A 20,190-nucleotide genomic window follows, 5' to 3' on the forward strand; every position below is an offset into this window, starting at 1 on the left:
GGCTGGTAGCCTGATCGGGCGTTGGACGCGCAAATACCCAGGGTTTCCCCGGCAAGGGGGGGGCCACGGCGGCAGCGTTGTCAGCGGATTGTCGGAAATGTTCGAATACGCTCACAAAACGGTGATTAATTTCAGCTGCCCCAGTTCCTGTTACTGCCTCAACCCCTTATGATCCCTGAAATTTTGGCCCAGGAGGCGCCACGTTCGTTATGTTTCGTTCCATCAAATACCAGGTCATGTTTTTTGCGGGTTGCATCCTGCTGGCCACCGTCCTCAGCGTGGTGGGTTACGGTTATCTCTCCCTGGCCAGCTTGCAGGAGAAGATCCAGCAGGAGAGTCATGCCAGTGCCCGGCAGCAGGCCAGGCAGTGGCTACTGACCCTGGCGGATGGTCAGGCGAGCGAAGTGGCGCGCTCCTTCGAGCTGGCGCTCGATGCCGGTGAGACCCTGGCGGCGCTGCTGGCGGGCAATGTCCATCAGCGTGAGCCCCTGAACCGGGACGAGGTTACGGCCCTGCTCAGGGACATCGGCGATCGCAACCCGGACTTTCTCAGCATCTACAGCGGCTGGGAGGCCAACAGCTTCGATGGCGAGGATCTGGCTCATACCGGCAATGGCCAGCATAGCCAGGGATCGGGCAACTTCGCGCCCTACTGGAGCCGCGGCCCGGCCGGTTTCAGCTTGAAGCCCCTCGGTGACTTCTATAGCCAGACACCGAGCGAGACCGGGATCCGCGCCTCCGAATGGTATCTGTGCCCGCAGCAGAGCAAGGCGACCTGCGCGGTCGATCCCTCGGTCTATCAGGTCAATGGTCAACCGACGCTGCTCACCTCCTTCGTGGTCCCCGTGCTCGATGGCGATCAATACCTCGGCATGGTGGGGGTCGATTACTCGCTCAACTATCTGCAGCAGATCGCCCTCAACATCAGCCAGCGGGTATTCGATGGTCAGGGGAGGGTGCGCATCATCAGCCCCATGGGCATCCTTGCCGCGGACTCTGGCGACGAGAGCGGCATCGGTCGCCGCCTGCAAGATCCCCTGTTGCTGGCCCAGCAGCAACGAGGCCAGGCAGGCAGCGAGGAGAGTGATGACCAGTTGAGCGTCTTCGCGCCCATCCGTCTCAACAAGGTCAAACAGGCCTGGGGGATTGCCATCGAGGTGCCCAATAGCGCGCTTTATGCCGAGTATGAACTGACGGCGCAGGCGCGAGCCCAGGCGTTTGGCAAAGGGATCTGGACCCAGCTGATGGTAGGCATGCTGGTGGCGGGGGCGGGATTAGTCTGCCTCGCCTTCGCGGCGGGCTCCATCTCGCGGCCGGTGCAGGAGACGGCGCGCATGGTGGCGCGTCTCTCCAGCGCCGGGGGCGACTTGACCCAGCGTCTGAGCCAGAACCGGCCCGATGAGACGGGGGCCCTGGCCAAGGGGATCAACCAGTTTGTCGCCACGGTGCAAGGCATAGTGACCGATACCGCCGCCAGCGTGAGGGAGCTGCAACAGGCGACCGCGGGCTCGGCTCGCCAGGCTCAACAGGGGCTGAGCAACAGTCATCATCAGCTGGAGCAGGTGGAATGGGTGGCTGCCGCCATCCACGAGATGTCCTCCACGGCGGATTCGGTCGCCAGCAGCGCCCAGATCACGGCCCAGGCGGTGGATGAGACCCGTCAGGCCGTGCACAAGGGTCAGCAGGTGGTGAGTGCCTCGGCCAACGGCATTCGTCAGCTGAGCGGGCAGGTGGAGGAGGTGTCGGAGAAGATCACCGCCTTGCAGCAACAGGGGGTACAGATCGGCACTATTTTGGATGTGATCCGCAACATCTCCGAGCAGACCAACCTGCTGGCGCTCAATGCGGCCATCGAAGCGGCCCGGGCCGGTGAACAAGGCCGTGGCTTTGCGGTGGTGGCCGACGAGGTGCGCAGTCTGGCATCCAGGACGCAAGCCTCGACCCAGGAGATCCAGCAGATGATCAACAGCCTGCGGGAGACCACCAGTGCGGCCGTTGGCACCATGGCCGAGGGGCGTAATCTGAGCACGCTGGCCTTGCAAGATGCCGAACAGGCGGTGCAGGAGCTGGCGACCATAGTGGTGGCGGCGGACCGGATCCAGGACATGGCGGCCCAGATAGCCAGCGCCGCCGAGCAGCAGTCCAAGGTGAGCGAGGAGATAAGCCTCAATGTCAGCAGCATTCATGAGGTGGCGACGGCCGGGGCCCAGGTGGCCAGGGAGCAGGACGCCCAGAGTCGGCAGATGCACGGCCTGACCGAGGCGGTGATGACCAAGCTGGGGCGTTTCCACTACTGATGGATGGCCCTGACGCCAGTGAAAGACCCCGCCCATTGGCGGGGTCTTTCATGTGGGGGGTAATCCGCTTGATCCGATGATGTCACCCTTTGCAACGCTGTCGATGTGTCGATGTGTCGATAGTGGGGCCGGGGCTTGCATCATCAACTCAATCCCACAATGTCACCCCTCTCATCGGTATCGATGTGTCGATAGTGGGGCCGGGGCCTGCGTCATCAACTCAGTCCCACAATGTCACCCCTCTCATCGATATCTATGTGTCGATAGGCAGGCAAGGTGCCGAGCCCCGGCATCGTCATGACCGGGCCAGCCAGGGCATAGACGAAACCGGCGCCCGCACACAGGGTCAGCGAGCGGATGGGCAGTTCGAAGTCGGTGGGCACCCCCTTGAGGGCCGGGTCATGGCTGAGGGAGAGCGGCGTCTTGGCGATGCAGACCGGCAGATGATCCCAGCCTGCCGCCGACAGGGCCGCGAGCTGGGCCTTGGCCTGTTCGGACAGCAGAATGCCGCGTCCGCCATAGCCGCACTCGACCAGGGTGGCGAGCTTGGCGGCCAGCGGCAGGCTGTCAGGATAGAGGCGCTGGGACTCGCTCGTGGGTAACCTGGTCTGATGGCAGGCGTTCACCACGGCCCTGGCAAGCTCGGTGGCCCCGGCGCCGCCCTGGGTGAAAGCCTGGGAGAGGGCAGCCTCTGCCCCCGCGGCTCTGGCGGCGGCGAGCACCATCTCGAGTTCAGCCTCGCTGTCGCTGGGGAAGCGGTTGAGGGCCACCACCACGGGCACCCCGTAGCGGCGAGCATTGTGGATGTGCCAGACCAGGTTGGCGCAGCCCAGTTGCAAGGTGGGCAGATCCTCTTGCTGCAAGCTGGCGGGCAGCGGCTGGCCCGGGACGAGATTGACCTCACCACTGTTGGCCTTGAGGCCACGGACGGTGGTGACCAGCACCACGGCATCGGCGGCAAGTCCGGATTGACGGCACTTGATGTTGAAGAACTTCTCCAACCCCATGTCGGAGCCAAAACCGGCCTCGGTCACCACATAGTCGGCCAGATGCAGGGCGAGGCGGTCGGCTATCACTGACGAGTTGCCGTGGGCGATATTGGCAAAGGGACCGGCATGGACCAGTACCGGGGTCTGCTCAGTGGTCTGCATCAGGGTGGGCTTGAGCGCCTCCTTGAGCAGCACCGTCATGGCCCCGGCCACCTCGAGTTGCTCGGCGGTGATGGGCTGGCCCTGGTCATTGAGGGCGAGCTGGATGCGGCCGATGCGGGCGCGCAGATCCCGCAAGTCCCGAGCCAGGGCCAGGATGGCCATCAGCTCGGAGGCGGCGGTAATGACGAAGCTGTCGGAGCGGGGCACCCCATCCTGCTCGCCGCCGAGGCCGACCTCTATGTGACGCAGGGCCCTGTCATTGATATCCAGGGTGCGGGGCCACAGGATCCTGGCCGGATCAATCTCGAGCCGTGCCAGACCCGTCGTGGCAGTGAACTGGTCGCCGAGTCTGCGCTCATGGAACAGGCGGGCATCCAGGGCGGCGGCGGCTAGGTTATGGGCGGCACTGATGGCATGAAAGTCGCCGGTCAGGTGCAGGTTCATCGCCTCCATCGGCACGACCTGTGCAAAACCACCTCCGGCGGCGCCCCCCTTGACCCCGAATACCGGGCCCAGGCTCGGCTGGCGCAGGGTGGCGATGCAAGATTCGCCCAGTTTGTTGAGTCCCATGGCGAGCCCGACCGTGGTCACCGTCTTGCCCTCGCCAAGGGGGGTCGGGGTGATGGCGCTGACCAGCACCAGCTTGCCGGCGCGCGGCTCGCCCTGACTCAGCAAGGCCGGGTCCAGCTTGGCCATGTGGTGGCCCTGCGGCGAGAGATGGGCGGGATCGATGCCGAGGCGTTCGGCGAGGAGGGTCACAGGCAGGCGGGGGGACTGGCGGGAGATCTCGATATCGCTTAGCATCAGCACCTCGTTGGCATAGGAGTTCGACTATGTCAGGGAGTCTAGAGGAACCAAGAGGTCAGGCCAATGAGTAATAATATTTTATCCCGGGATCGCGTGCCCATGCAGGAGCCGGTCGCCTTCGATCTCAATGGCCTCTATCACCCGCCCAAGCGGCCCCTGACCGCCCTTGGCATCATCAGTGCCGTCATGCCGATGTTCGGATTCGGCTGGCAGGCGATGACGGGGGATCCCGAGCAGCACTTTCGTGATGAGGTCGCGCGGCGCATCAACCGCAATCGCCGTGACGAGGCTAACCTCATTTTGCTGCTGCAAATCGCGGCACTCCATGATTGCCGCGCCCTGACGGTGGCCTTGCCCTATGTGCTCAAGGCCGAGCAGCTGGCCCGGATCCGCACCCGACTGCCGCGCTGGCAGATCGACTGCGACGGGGAGCAATTGCAGGCCAGATTGGCGGATGAGGTTGTCTGAGCGCAGACAAAGACCGTCGCCACTCCCCCTGTGCCGCGGGACTCAGGGCGTGACATTATCCCAGTAATGGGGGGCCAGATAGCGCTCCTGCACGAACTCGATGAAACAACGCACCTTGGCCGACACGAAGCGCCGGTGCGGATAGAGGGCATACAATCCCACCTCTCCCTTGTCCCATTCGGGCAGCAGTGACACCAGTTTCCCCTCGCGCAGCGCCTCACCGACGATGAAGGTCGGCTGCAATATGATGCCCTGATCATCACAGGCGGCCCGGGTCAGGGCCACCCCATTGTTGGCTCTGAGCGGCCCCTGAGGACGCACGCTCTGGCGCTCCTCCCCCCGATGCATCACCCAGTCCGGCTGGGTCAGGGTATAGATGAGGCAGTCATGCTCCTTGAGATCCTCCGGGTGCCGGGGCGTGCCGTGTCTGGCCAGGTAGCCGGGGCTTGCACACACCTCGAGACGCATGTTTGCCAGGGGCCGGGCGACCAGGGAGGAGTCAGGCAGAGTGCCGATGCGCAGGGCCAGATCGAAGCCTTCCTCGACCAGCGCCACCCGCCTGTCGCTGTACTCTATCTCCAGCTTGAGCTCGGGGAAGCGTTCACGAAATCGCGGCAGGGCGGGGGCCAGATGCAGGTAACCAAAATCCATGGGCACCGACAGCTTGAGGGTGCCCTGGGGCTGCTGGTTGTTGTGGGTCAACTGGCTGTGGGTCTCTTCCAGCTCGGCAAGCAGCGCCTGGGATCGCTGGTAGTAGAACTGGCCCGCCTCGGTCGGATTGACCTGTCTGGTGGTGCGCGACAGCAGCCGGGTGGCGAGGGACTCCTCGAGCTGCTGCATCAACTTGGAGGTCATGGCGACCGAGATGCCGAGCTGGGCGGCGGCCTTGGTAAAACTCTGGCACTCCACCACCTTGATGAAGGTGCGCATGGCGGCTATCTGGTCCATTGTTAACTCTCGGTAAATAATTATTTTAATAAATCGCTGATTATCACTCTCTCACGGTGAGTTAGTATCTGGCAAATGCTAATGAATCCACCCATGAAGGAACGAGACATGAAGATGACCAAGATGTTGCTGGCCTCCAGCCTGCTGATGGCGACGCCACTGATGGCTGCCGAGTATGACGTGGATGCGGCGCACACTACGGTGCAATTTGAGGTGGGACACCTCGGTTTCTCCGAGCTGGTTGGCCGTTTCAATACCTTCAGCGGCACTTTTGCCATGGACGATGCCAACCCGGCTGCCGCCAAGGCGAGCTTCGAGGTGGATGCCGCCAGCGTGGACTCCAACCACGAGGCCCGTGACAAGCACCTGCGCAGCCCGGACTTCCTGGATGTCAAACAGTACCCCAAGCTGAGCTTTGTCAGCTCAGCCTATGAAGGCACCAAGGATAAAGGCGTGCTCAAGGGCACCCTGACCCTGCACGGCGTCAGCAAGGAAGTGGCCTTCGATCTGGTCAAGATCGGTGAAGGCAAGGATCCCTGGGGCGGTTATCGCAGCGGTTTCAACGCAGCGACCACCATCAAGCGCAGCGATTTCGGGGTGAACTACATGCTGCCGAACATCCCTGACGAGATGAAGATCAAACTGTTCGTCGAAGGCGTGCGTCGCTAATGGGCGCTGCACTCCTGCTGCAGACACTGGCGGCTCCTCTGGGAGCCGCTTTGTTATCCTGGCGCTGGCCCAGACTCGACTACCTGTGGGGCGCCCTGGCGCTCTGGCTGGTGGGCACTTTGGTGGGCGGCACCTATCTCTTGCCCGTCAAGGCCTGGCAGTGGTTGCCGCTGACCCTGGCGGCGGTGGCCCTCGTCAGCCAACTGTCCAACCGCTGGCTCGGTCTGGGCCTGTTCGCCCTGCAGGGCGCCCTCATCTGGTGGCTGGGCTTTGCCAGCCTGATCCAGGGCACCCCCGAGCTCTGGCTGGCAGTGCTGGCCGCCGTACTCTGGCTTGGCTGGACTCATCGCCATGGGGATAGTCGTGAAGGGCTGGGATTTACCCTGGCTTTCATCTGGCTGGCCCTGGTCATCGGCATTGATGGCAGTCTGCTCATCGCCCAGCTCGCCGGTGCTCTGGCCGCCTTTGCCGGACTGCGGGCCCTGCTGACCATGCTGACCGGTTTCAAGGGGGCAGTGGCTCCTTTGGGGCTGGCACTGGCCTTCATGCAGATGCTGGCCTGGCAGTATGTGGAAGTGCCCCTGCTGGCCCTGTTGCCAGTCTGGTTGTTGCCGCTGTTCGAGTGGTTGCTGAGAACGCGTTCCCTGCCGGTGCGCTGGGCCGTGCTCATCGCATCGGCCGCCATGGGCACCGGGCTCAGCCTGTGGTTCGTCTGGCCACAGGCATCCCTCTACTGAGTTCTGGCGATTAAGAATGGCAGTTAATGTTTGTAAAACAGACAATTAACAACCTTATTGCCACCTGGCGCATAGTTTTGTCCGATAAAGATTGAGCCTCAATCGCGTTTGGGCTAAAAAGGCTGCATATCTAATTTGGACACTTTCAGAAACCCGGCAAGGCCGGGTTTCTGTTTGCCTGCAGTTTGCGGCGTGCTAAGGAGGCCACAGTTGCGCAGTCAAGGATCTGAGCATCTGTTTTTTCGCCATTTTACCAGGCAGGGCCCCATCGAGGGACTCTGCATCGTGCTGGTAACTCATTTGCTGCCCGATCGACCCCACTTCATCCAGGCATTGGCCCAGATTGGCCGTATTGGCGCCATCTTGCCCAAACCCAAATCCGTTCATGAAGCCACCCTGGGATGGGCCCGCCAGCACTTTCCCGTGCGGGATCTCAACCGCCAGTGGAGCAACTGTCCCCAAGAGGTGATCACTCAGCTCGCCCCCCTGGTGGCGGCTCATGAGCGATTGATCATCCTGGATATCGGTGGCTATTTCGCCCGCACCCAGGCTCAGATCGCTGCGTTTTTCGGCCCCCGTTTTCTGGGGGTGGTGGAGATGACGGAGAATGGTCATCAACGCTATGAGCTGGAGCCGCTGTCGGCCCCCGTGCTCTCGGTGGCGCGCAGCCCCCTCAAGCAGGCCGAGGATATCCAGATTGGCCTGAGCGTGGTCTATTCCGCCGAATCCCTGGCTCGCACCCTCAATCGCACCTTCAATGTCTGCCAGGCCGCCCTGTTTGGTTATGGCAAGGTGGGGCGCAGCATCGCCCGGGAGCTGCACTGCCGTAATCTGCATCTGGAGGTGGTGGAGACCGATGAACTGCGCCAGGTGGAGGCGCTCTCCCACGGTTTTCGGCTGGTAGACAAGCAGCAAGCCCTGTCCCGGGCCGAGCTGGTGGTCTGCTCCACCGGTAATGGCTCCCTCGATCTGGCCGATCTCGAGGCGCTGCGCCCCGGCGCCATGCTGGCCTCGGTCACCTCGGCCGATGACGAGTTCGCGTTCTGCCTGGCACAACTGCCCTGGCCGAGCGAGGAGGTGTGCCCCCACGTGCTGGCGCTGACCCGTCCCGATGGCAGCGTCATCTTTTTGCTCAATCGCGGTGAGGCGGTCAACTTCGTCCATGGCGCCGTGATCGGAGGCTATGTCTACCTGGTGTTGGCGGAGATCATGGAGGGGGTGCGGCTGTTGGCGGAGTTTCCCATGGTGGCAGGGTTGCGGGATCTGCCGCCGGATCTGATGCGCAATATTGCTCGCCACTGGCTGGCCGATTTTCATGGGGTCAGCCAATAGGCCTCTTTTTAAGCGCGGACAACGGCCAGACCTGATCCATGGCCGCGACGGGCTAACCGATTTTCAGGGAGTGACCCAATGACAGAGTTATCGTCGTCTTTGCCCAAACCACGGATTGAGATCCGCTACTGCACCCTGTGCCGCTGGATGCTGCGGGCCGCCTGGCTGGCCCAGGAGCTGCTCTCCACCTTCGACAGCGACTTGGGGGAGGTGGCCCTGGTGCCCGCCAGCAAGGGGGAGTTTCGTATCCTGGTCGATGGGGTGCTGGTGTGGGACAGAGTGGCGGATGAGGGCTTCCCCGAGGCCAAGGAGATCAAGCAGCGGGTGCGTGACCTCATTGCCCCTGAGCGCGACCTCGGTCACTCGGATCGCAAACCTGCCAGCGAATGAGGGTAGCGGGCCGCATGCGAAGAGGGAGGCCATGGCCTCCCTCTTCGCATGCGGCACTGGTGATCAGGGGCTGGTTGTGGCGGGCACCGCACGCAAGTGTTCAATGGAGGGGTTTTCAAGGGACTGGCTGTCGATATAGCGTGCCCGCTTGTGGGGTTTGATGCGGCTGACATCGACCCAGACCAGGCCATCGATGCAGTGGTTGAAGTCCGAGTCTATGCCGAAATCCATAAACTGCACGCCCCCCGGCTCGCACAGCTCTGAGTACTGCTTGTAGAGGGTGGGGATGGCGCAGCCCAGGTTGCCGAGCCGGGATTTGAGCGCTATCAGGGCATCGCCATAATCCAGACCCGCGAAGTGGGTGTCCGTGGCGGGATAGGGGCGACGAGAAGGGGCCGGGGATCCTTGTCCGGCAGGCCCTTGGGGGGCGAAGTGCTGACGATAGAAACTCACCAGCAGATCCCGCGCCTGGGTTGGCAGGCTGCCGGACAGGGAGACGGGGCCAAACAGGTAGCGGTAATCCGGGTAGCGGGCCAGGTAGGCGCCGATGCCGAACCAGAGATAATCCAGCCCGCGTTTGCCCCAATAGGCGGGCTGAATGAAGCTGCGACCCAGTTCAATGGCCTGATCCAGTTGAGGCAGCAACGCCGGTTCGAAGCCAAACAGCGTGTGGCTGTAGAGGCCGCTCAGCCCCTTGCTGGCCAGGATCTCGCGCACCGGGGCGAAGCGATAGGCACCGATGATGTCGAGCCGGGTCGGATCCCAGAGAATGAGGTGATGGTACTCATCATCAAAACTGTCCAGATCCCGGCGTCGCCCCGACCCTTCCCCCACGGCCCGAAAGGCAATCTCCCGCAATCGGCCCAGCTCGCGCAGTATCTCGGAGTGGCTCTGCTCATGACGGCGATAGAGGTAGATCCGCTGACCATCCGGGGTCTGGCCGAGGGGCTCGCAAGCCTCGATCGCCTGTTTGAGCCGGGCCCTGTCGCCCGGCAGTGCGATGGGGGATTCGGTCGGGAGGCGGCCCTTTTTGCCTTGGCCGATGCGATAGAGATGTTCGCGCACCAGCTTGGCCCCAGGCTTGGCTGGCAGCGCCTCCAAGGCATGGGGCGGGATGCGCTGCCCTATGGTAATGGTCATGCGCCCCCCTTGCTGGCGAAACAGCTGGGCGGCCAGCAGCAGGCCTGCCCAGGACTTGTTGAGCCAGGAGCCGAGGTAGAAGCCAAGGCCATTGCGTGCCCCCAGGTGGATTGGCACCAGCGGGGTCTGGGTACGCTTGGCCAATTTCAGAAATCCCCCCTGCCAGGGGCCATCCTTGATGCCCCTGAGACCGAGGCGTGACACCTCGCCGGCCGGGAATATGATGATGGCGCCGCCCTTGGCCAGATGCTCCCCCATGGCGACGATGGCCCTGCGCTCCGTCTTGCCTCCCAGGTTGTCCACCGGCAGCAGCAGGGATTGCAGGGGGGTGAGACCGGCCAGCAGCCGATTGGCGACAATCTTCACATCGGGACGAATGCGACCGAGCAGGCGCAGCAGCGCCAGACCATCGAGGGATCCGATGGGGTGATTGGCCACCAGTATGACCCGCCCCTCGGCCGGGATATTCTCGAGCTGGGCATCGCTGACGTGATAGTCGAAATCGAGCTGGCAGAGCGCCTGCTCGACGAAATCAAGCCCCTTGAGATGGGGATACTGGGCGGCGAAGTGCTGGAAGTCGCGCTCGCGCAATAACCATCTGAGGAGGCGGCGGGCCGGGCCCGGCAGATTGAGATGGGGGTAGTGCTGGCTGAGAATGGCATCGACGCTGAACATGGGGCGGCTCCGGCTGTGGCTCTTCCCCCAGCATGGCGCCGTTCTGTTCCCGCCCCGTGGCAGCCCCGTGACAGTTTGATGGCAAGGGGCGGTGGGAGAGTCTGGCGGCTGGGTAGACTCCGGCACCAGGCCACCCCGGCGGCGTCACTCCTGGTACTGGGCGCTCAGGTGCACCAGGGCGACCAGGGTCTGCACCGCTTTCTCCATGGATTGCAGCGGGATGAACTCATGCTTGCCGTGGAAGTTGTGGCCACCGGTGAAAATATTGGGGCAGGGCAAGCCCATGAAGGAGAGGCGGGCGCCGTCGGTGCCACCGCGAATGGGTTTTATCCTGGGGGTGACGCCCACGGCCACCATGGCCGCCTCGGCCAGCGCGATGATGTGCATGTGCGGGGCTATCTGCCGCTTCATGTTGCGATAGCTGTCCCGGATAGCGAGTTCGATGCGCACCCCCGCCGCATCGGCTTGCAGGGCGGCGACCCGCTCGGCGAGCAGCGCCTTGCGAGCGGCAAAGCCCTCATCATCAAAGTCGCGAATGAGATAGTGCAATTCGCTCTGCTCCACCGAGCCCTGCATCTGCGCCAGGTGGAAGAAGCCCTGATAGCCGTCGGTGGCCTCCGGCGTCTGCTCGGCGGGCATGGCGGCGTGAAAGCGCGCGGCCAGGGTCTGGCTGTTGATCATGCTGCCCTTGGCGGTGCCGGGGTGCACGTTGTTGCCGGTGATGCGCACGGTGGCGCTGGCGGCGTTGAAGTTTTCATACTCCAGCTCGCCCAGTTCACCGCCATCGACGGTATAGGCCCAGCGAGCCGGGAAACGGTCAAGGGGGAACCGATCGGCACCGCGGCCTATCTCTTCATCCGGGGTGAATCCGAGCCAGAGATCGCCCCTGGGCAACGTGGGCTCGGCCTGCAACCGGGCCACCGCCGTGATGATCTCGGCGATGCCGGCCTTGTCATCGGCCCCCAGCAGGGTAGTGCCATCCGTGGTGATGAGATCCTGGCCCAGATAGTGCCTGAGGCAGGGGTGTTCGCGAATGCTCAACACCTCGTCCCCCTTGCCGAGACAGATATCGCCCCCCTGGTACTGTTCGATGAGCTGGGGGTTGACCCGCTCGGCCTCGTAATCGGCGGTGTCCAGGTGGGCGATAAGGCCGATGGCGGGGGCACTGGGTTGGTTGCCGGGCAGGCAGGCGGTGAGATAGCCATTGTCATCCAGGATCACCTGGCTCAGGCCCATGGCGTGCAGCTCACCCTGAAGGGCCTGGGCGAATTGCCGCTGGCCCGGGCTGCTCGGGCAGAGGGGATTGTTGGGGTTGGATCGGGTATGAAAGCTCAGATAGTGCAGAAAGCGGGAAAGCAGCTGGTCCATCGGACGGTCTCGACAGGGGATGAGCCACCATTGTCTGCCGGCCCTTTGCGCCTCGCCTTGCGTCAGCGCAGTTTTTTGGCGACTAACCCCGTCACGGGCCCTTGACCCTCGAGAATGGGGTCAGGGGTTGTCGTGCGACACTGCCTGCGATCGGGGCGGCAAAAAAGGGGGAGAAGTGCCTGGGGTGGCGGGTTGAAAAAGCCCCAGGCCACGGGGGGAGGGCAACAGAGGCCAACCCCAGAGCTGGCTTGGCTGGCAGCGAGATTGGGCTCACTCCAAAAAAGCGAAAATTTAACAAGGTTTTTTATTGTCAGCCCGGCGCAGAAGTGTGTAAACTCCGCGCCGATCCAAGGGGTAACCCCGGGCAGGCGAGGCCGCCCATCCCCCTTGCGTTCGACCGCCTATAGGGCGAGGCATGCAGACACGACAGACACTGCAGGGATTGGATTTCTGTTATATCGGTTAGGTGCCGGTATCAGGGAGAACAGCAGGCATTTTGACCATTCAGGCGACCGAGTGGGCCCTTGGGCTCATCATCATCCCCTTGTCATGGGCGGTCGTGGATGGAAATGCATGCTGCGGTATCTTGTCGTCATCTGCTCGCGTTTGCGATGACGCCTCGTCCCTCTCTTCCTTGAAATCCTGCTCCCAAGGTGTTGTGACTGCCAGGCCATGATGAGCCGCGGCGTGGCTGATGCTGCGCGCCATCAAAGTACCGCGGAGCTGACACCCAGCGCCGCATACCGTTGAGCTTGATGTAAAGCCACAAGCCCCACATCAAGACTCGTTACTTCCCAAAATCCACCAGGCAGCCTTGGCTCGCCGCGATGGGTAAATAGATAGTCTGGATGTGACAGACGTCAACAGTCGTGATCAAGATGGCGGCCAACCGCCCTTGCAAGACGCGTTACGTTATTCGCCCCAGCAGGCAGCTTGGCTTGCCGCTATTTGCAATCGATGGTCTGGATGTGATTGAGGGTAACGAAGGCGGCTTCACGCCGCTCATTTGCGAGGCATAGCCCATGACTAACTGGTCCAGCAAGGACTCTTTGAAGGTGTACAACGTTCCCTACTGGGGTGCGGGTTTCTTCAATATCAACGACGCCGGTCATGTGACCGTTTCGCCCGACAAGACTCGCCCCGAGGCACAGATCGTATTGTCTGACGCCATCGAGCAGCTGCGTCAATCTGGCTTGACCACTCCTGTGTTGCTGCGTTTCCCCGACATTCTCAAGAGCCGGGTCGATGCCCTGTTCAACGCCTTCGGTCAGGCCATCGAGAAGTCAGGCTATGAGGGTGACTACCTCTGTGTTTACCCGATCAAGGTCAACCAGCAGCGCCGCGTCATCGAAACCATCAGCCAGTCTTATAGCGACAAACCGCGTCTGGGTCTGGAAGCGGGCTCCAAGCCCGAACTGCTGGCCGTCTTGTCCCATCATCACGATCGCGGCTCCGTCATCGTCTGCAACGGTTACAAAGACCGTGAATACGTGCGTCACGCCCTGCTCGGCAACCTGATGGGCCACAAGGTCTACATCGTGGTCGAGAAGCCCTCCGAGCTGGAGCTGGTGCTCGATGAAGCCAAGCGCCTCAACATCAAGCCGAACATAGGTGTGCGTGCCCGTCTGGCCTCCACCGGTTCCGGCATGTGGGAATCGAGCGGCGGCGCCATGTCCAAGTTCGGTCTCTCCGCCTCCCAGATCCTGGCGCTGGTCGAGCGTCTGCGCGGCCTGGGCCAGCTTGACTGCCTGCAATTGCTGCACTTCCACCTGGGCTCACAGATTGCCAATATCCGTGACATCCAGGGTGGCATCCGCGAGTGCGGCCGCTTCTACGCCGAGCTGCGTCGTCTGGGCGCCGATATCGACGTGGTCGATGTGGGCGGTGGTCTGGGTGTGGACTATGAGGGCACCCGCTCCCAGAGCCACTGCTCCGCCAACTACAGCCTGTCCGAATACGCCAACAACGTGGTGTGGGGCATCGGCGACGTCTGTCGCGAGTTCGACCTGCCGCACCCGACCATCATCAGTGAATCTGGCCGGGCACTGACCGCCCACCATGCGGTGCTGGTTACCAACATCATCGGCGCCGAAGGGGCCGAGATGAGCGAGGTGCATGCGCCTGATGCGGATGCACCAACCCTGCTGCAGAACATGTGGAAAGGCTGGCTTGAGCTCAACCACGAGGAAGATCCCTCCCTGCTGGAGCTGTTCCATGACTCCCTGGCCGACCTGACCGACGTCAACGCCCAGTACACCATGGGTCTGCTCAACCTGGAGCAACGGGCCTGGGCCGAGACGCTGCACCAGAACACCTGCTTGAAGCTCAAAGAGAAGCTCAACCCGGTGAACCGCAGCCACCGCGCCCTGGCCGATGACTTGAACGAGAAGCTGGCCGACAAGTGTTTCGCCAACTTCTCCCTGTTCCAGTCTTTGCCCGATGCCTGGGGCATAGGTCAGGTGTTCCCTGTCATGCCCCTGGCTGGCCTGGATCGCCCGCTGACCCGTCGCGGTATCCTGATGGATATCACCTGCGACTCCGACGGTCAGGTCGAGCACTATGTGGATGGCCTGGGGGTGGAGAGCACCCTGCCGATGCCGGAATATGGCGAACACGAAGAGTGCCACGTCGGCTTCTTCCTGGTCGGCGCCTACCAGGAGATCCTGGGGGATCTGCACAACCTGTTCGGCGACACCCACTGCGCGGAAGTGTGGCTGGATGACGAAGGCAAGATGGACATCCGTAACGTGGTGCGCGGCGATACCGTCGAGCAGCTGCTGCGTTACGTCAACATCGATCCTTCCGTGATCCGCGAGAGCTATCAGCGCATCGTCTCCCATCCTGCCCTGGACGATGAGACCCGCAAGGCCCTGCTCGAAGAGCTGGATCTGGGTCTGCAAGGCTATGCCTATCTGGAAGACGAATAAGCCAGCGGCTTGTTCATCCCGTCACGGTAGAAAGACGGGGATCAAAAACGGCGCCTCTTGGCGCCGTTTTTTATGGCCTGAACACTTGGCTCATGGCAAAGCAAGCAGCAGATCAGTGGTTGCGAGTCTGGACAAGGGCCCAGCCTCAGGCCGGGATGGCTTCGTTGGCGGCGCAGTGGGCCAGCAAGCGGTCTGCGGGCATGGGGCGGCCGAGCAGATAACCTTGCAGGGTGTCGCAGCCAAGGCGCACCAGCAGCGCCTGCTGCTGGGTCGTCTCCACCCCTTCCGCCACTATCCGCATCCCCAGGGTGTGGCCGAGGGCGATGATGGCGCTGACGATGGCGGCATCCTCTCCCGTCTGGCCGAGGGAGGTGATGAACCCCTTGTCTATCTTGAGCTCATTGGCGGGGAAGCGTTTGAGATAGAGCAGGCTGGAGTAGCCGGTGCCGAAATCATCGATGGATATTTTGACGCCCAGCTCGGCCAGCCGGTTGAGGATGAGCAGACTCTCCTCGGCATTCTCCATGGCGGTGGACTCGGTGATCTCCAGGGTCAGGTGGCGGGCCTCCAGCCGGTGACGGCACAGGGCCTCTTCGACCACCCCCAGCAATCCCGGACTGGCCAGCTGTATGGTGGAGAGGTTCACCGCCAGGCTCCACTGCTCATGGCCTGCCGCCAGCCAGCGGCTCATCTGGCGGCAGGCTTCATCGATGACCCAGTTGCCGATGGGAATGATGAGCCGGGTCTTCTCCGCCAGCGGCAGGAAAGTGGCGGGGGAGATGGCACCATGGATGGGATGCTGCCAGCGCAGCAGCGCCTCGACGCCGATCACCTGGCCCCCCTTGGCCTCGTACTTGGGTTGATAGTGCAGTGCCAGCTCGCCCCGCTCCAGGGCGTGGCTCAAATCCTGTTGCAGCAAAAACTGCTGGTGGGCATTGGCGTTCATGGCGCTGTCGAAGAAGAAGTAGTCGTTGCGGCCCCGCTCCTTGGCGTAATACATGGCGGCATCGGCATTGAGGGTCAGCTCGTGCAGGCTGGTGCCATTATCCGGATAAATGGCGATGCCGATGCTGACCGTGATGTGCAGGTGGTGGTGTTCGAGCTGATAGGGTCTGGCTATCTCGGCCAGCAGTCGCTTGGCGAACAAGCGGGTCTGGGCCATCTCTCCCGGCGCCAGGGCCAGCACGAACTCGTCCCCCCCAAAGCGCGAGGCGGTATCGCCGCTGCCGAGCAACCCCTTGATGCGTTCAGTGACTTCGAGCAGCAACAGATCGCCGGTGTGATGACCGTGGGCGTCGTTGATGATCTTGAAGCCGTCGAGATCGAGAAACAGCAGGGCGAAGCGCTGCCGACTGTGCTGGCAGCGCTTGATGCTCTGGGCCAGCCGATCGGCAAACAACAAGCGGTTTGGCAGGCGGGTCAGGCTGTCATGGAGCGCCAGCTTGACCAGTTCGTCGTGAGCCTGGTGCAAGGAGGAGGAGAGGCGGGCATTTTGCACATCCAGCATGGAGAGAATGAGGGCGATGGCAAACACCGTCAGGGTCACGATGATGACCACCAGGGCCAGCCACTTGGCATCCAGCCCGGTATAGAGGGCGCCGCACAGGCTATCGACCGGGAACTGGGCCGCCGCCATGCCGGTGTAGTGCATGCCGATGATGGCAAATCCCATCACCAGGGAGGCGAGCGCCTTGCTGAAGAAGGCGTGCTGGGTGTGCTCTCGCAGGCGAAAGGCTATCCAGAGCGCGGCGCCGGAGGCGAGCACGGCGATGACAATAGAGAGTGCGAACAGGCTCGGCAGATAGTGAATGGCGGGGGTCATCATCATCGCCGCCATGCCGATGTAGTGCATGGCGGCGATGCCCAGCCCCATCAGGAGGGCGCCGCCTGCAATATGGCTCAAGGGCAGGGTGGCGCGGCTCACCAGCCAGAGCGCGAAGGCGGACGAGCCGATGGCCGTGATGAGGGAGAGACCGGTCAATGCCAGATCGTAACCGAGGGCGATGGGCAGCTTGAAGGCGAGCATGCCGATGAAATGCATGGACCAGATGCCAAGCCCCATGGCAAAGGCGCCCCCGCTGAGCCAGAAAGCGGCTGCGCGCCCCTGACTCTGGCTGACCCGGCTCGTCATGTTCAGCGCCGTATAGGAGGCGAGCACCGCCACCAGGATGGAGAAAAAGACCAGTTCCTGGCTGTAATAACTGTCGAGCATGGGAGGCGTCATGAGCACGTCTAATAACCCTGGGATGAATAGCCGGCCTGAGCCATGGCAAAGGTGATCTGGCAAATTTGGCGGCGATTGTACACCAGGCCGGGTATAAATCAGCGAGATATAGAGGCGGAGAGTGACTTTAAAGCATATTTCGGAAGGTATTGCATATCTAGTTGATATTAATGACATTTAATATTCATTATCACCACATTTACATGGCTTTTTATATTTGGCAGTGGCACTGCTGGTTGCTGGGTTCCAAATATTCCCACTGGAAATAAATGGTTATTGCGCTGCGCTCACTCTTTGGTGACAAATAGATAGGCCGACGCGCTGCGCCGTTATTTCAGTCTCGGCGTCGATTGTGAGCTGACGCCGGGATTGCGGAGTCGTTATGATGGCAGAGGGTGTAACCGGAGCAGACAAGGAGTCATCATGATCAGTCACATCGACCATCTGGTATTGACGGTCAGCGACATAGACGCGTCCCTCGCCTTTTACAGCCGGGCGTTGCAGATGGAAGCCATCACCTTTGGTGCGGGACGGCGGGCGCTGCGCTTTGGCAACCAGAAGATCAATCTGCAACTGCTGGGGCAGGAGCCGCGTAACCGGGCTCAGGTGGGATCGGGGGATCTCTGCCTCATCAGCCAATGGCCCCTTGGTGAGGTGATGCGCCATCTGAGTGAGCAGGGGATCCCTCTGATTGAGGGGCCGGTGACCAAGTCCGGTGCCATGGGAGAGATCTGTTCAGTCTATTTCCTCGACCCCGATGCCAACCTGATCGAAGTGAGCGTCTATCCTGAGTCTCGGAACTAATGGGCGCACAGTGACGCGTGTTGCCCGAGCGTCATGCACAAGGAGGTGAGGGTGGATCAGGTAAGTTATCTGTTTTCGGCGTATCTCAATCTGGTGCAGCAGCTGACCGATAACATGGGAACCGAACTCAATACTCAGGTAGTGGAATATCAAGGGGAGCAGGTGCCCTTTTCCTACCTGTGCGTTGGCGGGTCAATGAGCAGAGCGTGTGCCGCCGCTACGAGCAGGATGTGGTGCGGTTTAGCCACTGCACCGTCAAGGCGGCCTCGCTCTTTGGCGAGCTTTGTCAGGCGCTGACAGCCAAACAGGACGCGGTCAGTCCCAACATCAAGCGGATCTATTGCCACGCCGCCCTGAATGACAAACCCATGATCGCCGAGATTGGTCGCGCCAGTACCACGTCAGAGCAAGCGGCAGAGCGCGCCTGCAATCAGGCAATCCTCGTGGCCATGAACTCTGCGGATGAGCGACTGCTGGCTCGACGCGACACGTTATGTGACGGTATTGAGTCGCTAACAGACATCATCAATGATGGCCAAGGAGGCGTGATGAGGCAGATTGCGAACCATATTGGGTGCTGGCTTGCCTTGGTGTGGGTCGGCCAACTGCTGACGGGATGTGCCGACCGCCATCAGGTGCACCTCTCCCCAGAGCTGCCATCTCCCAGGATCCAGGCCGGGCAGAGCCTCTATGTGGCCCTCGCCAGAGATGGCGCTTATGGAGAGCACCATTACCCGGGCTCCGGTCTGATGTTGAGTCAGGCGATAGCCACGCCGCTGCTCAAGCGGCTAACCCGGGTCGAGTTGGCGCGTCATACAGAGAACCTGAATGAAGCCCTGTCTAGTGCCCGAAAGGGGGGATATGACCTGCTCTGCTACCCCCAGATCCTGCACTGGGAAGACAGGGCTACCGAGTGGTCCGCCCGCTCCGACAAGGTGACCGTCAAACTGACCCTGTTCGAGGTGGCCAGTGCCAATGCGCTGCGTTCGGCCCTGATTGAAGGCCAGAGCGGCCTCGCTACTTTTGGGGGGGATCATCCCCAGGATCTCTTGCCCGCGCCCCTTGAGGCGTTTACAGACAGCCTGTTCTGAGGAGGCTCCCTGCCTCCTTCATCGGACGTTCGCCTGATATCCTGTCCGGCGGTGATGGGATTGAATCGATACACATGAAGCCATAGCCCTTAGCAACCAGTCGCCCTCAAGGGGTGGCTCAGGAGTCAAGATGCTGGAACTGAGACCCAACTGTGAGTGCTGCGATCGGGATTTGCCCCCTGAGTCGGATCAGGCGCTGATTTGCAGCTATGAATGTACCTTCTGCGCCTCCTGCGCCGAGCAGTGGCTTGGAGGGATCTGCCCCAACTGTGGCGGCAACCTGGTGGCACGGCCTATTCGCCCGGCGGCGCGGCTGCTCAAAGACCCAGCCTCCAGTCTGAGAGTGCTCAAGGCCACCGGCTGCGCCAAGCTATAAGCTTTATTCCCGTACTAACCGGGGAAGCCTGTGGTAGAGCGCCTCTTTTAACGCAACCTGCTGCAGGCCATAGTGAAAGGCACGGTGGCAGTTGGGGCACAGTGCCACCGTATTGCTGACGGTGTCTGAACCGCCCTCGGCCAAGGTGCGCAGGTGATGCACCTCCAAGAAGGGCTCACCGATGGCGGTGATAAAGGGAGCCTGCTGGCCGCACGATTCGCACTGGCCGTCAGCCATCCTGAGTATCCAGGCTTTCACCCTGGGATCACGACCATGGCGGGCTATGGTGTCATAGCGCTGTTTGGGCTCTTGGGTACCGCCGGGCATGGTCCGCAGTGGCTTTGTCTTGCTGCGGATGACTTCGAGTTCGAAGGTAGCCTGCCCCCTGTTAGCTTGGCCGCTCAGTTCACAGAGCAGGCGTTCGATGATAGGGGCATTGTGAGATCCCACATTCTTGGCAGGTTTTAACCCCGTGACCCAAGGGCGGCCCAGCAAGGCGCAGATATAAGAGATATTCTGCATGCGATATTCAAACGACTTTTGAGTGCGGTTGAATTGGTCAGCGAGATCCGCGTAATAGTGCTTTTTAACAAAATGGGTGCCATTTAACTCTTTATCGCGCATTTCAAGGTAAGCCACGACTGTTGCTGTTAACTCTTCTTCTGTCCAATCACGGTTCAAATCAGACTCCTCTCATCGGGCTAGATGAACCCATCTTCTGCTCCGTGTCGATGGGGCAGGTAAGGTTTCATTCGGTTCATATTATTCTGATTCGCATATTAATCC

Annotated in this window: 16 protein-coding genes; 10 read left to right on the forward strand and 6 right to left on the reverse strand. The window is 61.7% G+C overall.

What is annotated here, in order from left to right; all coding sequences use genetic code 11:
- Nucleotides 1-209 precede the first annotated feature (209 nt).
- A complete protein-coding gene (locus tag M2367_RS03085; protein ID WP_259235736.1) occupies nucleotides 210-2,297 on the forward strand; it encodes a methyl-accepting chemotaxis protein in 2,088 nt (695 codons plus the stop codon).
- A 215-nt stretch (nucleotides 2,298-2,512) separates the two neighbouring features.
- Here M2367_RS03085 and M2367_RS03090 read toward each other — a convergent pair whose 3' ends face one another.
- Nucleotides 2,513-4,252, reverse strand: a complete 1,740-nt coding sequence (locus tag M2367_RS03090; protein WP_259235737.1) for a formate--tetrahydrofolate ligase — start codon at nucleotides 4,250-4,252, stop codon at nucleotides 2,513-2,515.
- Between the two features lie 66 nt (nucleotides 4,253-4,318).
- On the opposite strand from M2367_RS03090, the gene M2367_RS03095 reads away from it, so the two are divergent.
- Nucleotides 4,319-4,723, forward strand: a complete 405-nt coding sequence (locus M2367_RS03095; protein WP_259235738.1) for a hypothetical protein — start codon at nucleotides 4,319-4,321, stop codon at nucleotides 4,721-4,723.
- Nucleotides 4,724-4,765: 42 nt separating this feature from the next.
- Here M2367_RS03095 and M2367_RS03100 read toward each other — a convergent pair whose 3' ends face one another.
- Nucleotides 4,766-5,671, reverse strand: a complete 906-nt coding sequence (locus M2367_RS03100) for a LysR family transcriptional regulator (protein ID WP_042043391.1) — start codon at nucleotides 5,669-5,671, stop codon at nucleotides 4,766-4,768.
- Nucleotides 5,672-5,779: 108 nt separating this feature from the next.
- Between M2367_RS03100 and M2367_RS03105 the strand changes: the two genes are divergently transcribed.
- From M2367_RS03105 to M2367_RS03120, 4 genes are all read left to right on the forward strand, one after another.
- Nucleotides 5,780-6,340 carry a YceI family protein gene (locus M2367_RS03105; RefSeq protein ID WP_224430785.1) on the forward strand — a complete coding sequence of 187 codons (561 nt, stop codon included), beginning with the start codon at nucleotides 5,780-5,782 and terminating at the stop codon, nucleotides 6,338-6,340.
- Nucleotides 6,340-7,077, forward strand: coding sequence for a hypothetical protein (locus M2367_RS03110; protein WP_259235739.1), 738 nt, complete (start codon nucleotides 6,340-6,342; stop codon nucleotides 7,075-7,077). The genes M2367_RS03105 and M2367_RS03110 overlap by 1 nt, the downstream gene beginning before the upstream one ends.
- A gap of 210 nt (nucleotides 7,078-7,287) precedes the next feature.
- A complete protein-coding gene (locus M2367_RS03115; RefSeq protein ID WP_259235740.1) occupies nucleotides 7,288-8,409 on the forward strand; it encodes an adenosylhomocysteinase in 1,122 nt (373 codons plus the stop codon).
- Between the two features lie 78 nt (nucleotides 8,410-8,487).
- Nucleotides 8,488-8,799 carry a SelT/SelW/SelH family protein gene (locus M2367_RS03120; protein WP_042043396.1) on the forward strand — a complete coding sequence of 104 codons (312 nt, stop codon included), beginning with the start codon at nucleotides 8,488-8,490 and terminating at the stop codon, nucleotides 8,797-8,799.
- 63 nt (nucleotides 8,800-8,862) lie between these two features.
- On the opposite strand, the gene M2367_RS03125 is transcribed toward M2367_RS03120, so the two are convergent.
- A complete protein-coding gene (locus M2367_RS03125) occupies nucleotides 8,863-10,614 on the reverse strand; it encodes a lysophospholipid acyltransferase family protein (protein ID WP_259235741.1) in 1,752 nt (583 codons plus the stop codon).
- Between the two features lie 144 nt (nucleotides 10,615-10,758).
- Nucleotides 10,759-11,982: a peptidase T gene (gene pepT / locus M2367_RS03130; protein ID WP_259235742.1), complete on the reverse strand. Its 1,224-nt coding sequence runs from the start codon at nucleotides 11,980-11,982 to the stop codon at nucleotides 10,759-10,761.
- A gap of 1,022 nt (nucleotides 11,983-13,004) precedes the next feature.
- On the opposite strand from pepT, the gene speA reads away from it, so the two are divergent.
- Nucleotides 13,005-14,909 (forward strand): biosynthetic arginine decarboxylase, encoded by a 1,905-nt coding sequence (gene speA / locus M2367_RS03135; protein ID WP_042043399.1) that lies wholly within the window; start codon nucleotides 13,005-13,007, stop codon nucleotides 14,907-14,909.
- Nucleotides 14,910-15,054: 145 nt separating this feature from the next.
- Here speA and M2367_RS03140 read toward each other — a convergent pair whose 3' ends face one another.
- The gene (locus M2367_RS03140; RefSeq protein ID WP_259235743.1) at nucleotides 15,055-17,133 is read right to left on the reverse strand and encodes a bifunctional diguanylate cyclase/phosphodiesterase; all 2,079 of its coding nucleotides are present in this window, start codon (nucleotides 17,131-17,133) and stop codon (nucleotides 15,055-15,057) included.
- Between the two features lie 423 nt (nucleotides 17,134-17,556).
- Here M2367_RS03140 and M2367_RS03145 point away from each other — a divergent pair, with 423 nt between their 5' ends.
- From M2367_RS03145 to M2367_RS03155, 3 genes are all read left to right on the forward strand, one after another.
- Nucleotides 17,557-17,937, forward strand: coding sequence for a VOC family protein (locus M2367_RS03145; protein ID WP_224430780.1), 381 nt, complete (start codon nucleotides 17,557-17,559; stop codon nucleotides 17,935-17,937).
- Between the two features lie 206 nt (nucleotides 17,938-18,143).
- Nucleotides 18,144-19,028 (forward strand): DUF4823 domain-containing protein, encoded by an 885-nt coding sequence (locus M2367_RS03150; protein ID WP_259235744.1) that lies wholly within the window; start codon nucleotides 18,144-18,146, stop codon nucleotides 19,026-19,028.
- A gap of 130 nt (nucleotides 19,029-19,158) precedes the next feature.
- Nucleotides 19,159-19,404 carry a DUF1272 domain-containing protein gene (locus M2367_RS03155; RefSeq protein WP_259235745.1) on the forward strand — a complete coding sequence of 82 codons (246 nt, stop codon included), beginning with the start codon at nucleotides 19,159-19,161 and terminating at the stop codon, nucleotides 19,402-19,404.
- Nucleotides 19,405-19,407: 3 nt separating this feature from the next.
- Here M2367_RS03155 and M2367_RS03160 read toward each other — a convergent pair whose 3' ends face one another.
- On the reverse strand, nucleotides 19,408-19,926 hold the full coding sequence (locus M2367_RS03160; RefSeq protein WP_259235746.1) for an HNH endonuclease signature motif containing protein: 519 nt from the start codon (nucleotides 19,924-19,926) through the stop codon (nucleotides 19,408-19,410).
- Nucleotides 19,927-20,190: the final 264 nt, after the last annotated feature.

Source organism: Aeromonas sp. BIGb0445, from assembly GCF_024809075.1.
GTDB classification, from domain to species: Bacteria; Pseudomonadota; Gammaproteobacteria; order Enterobacterales; family Aeromonadaceae; genus Aeromonas; species Aeromonas rivuli.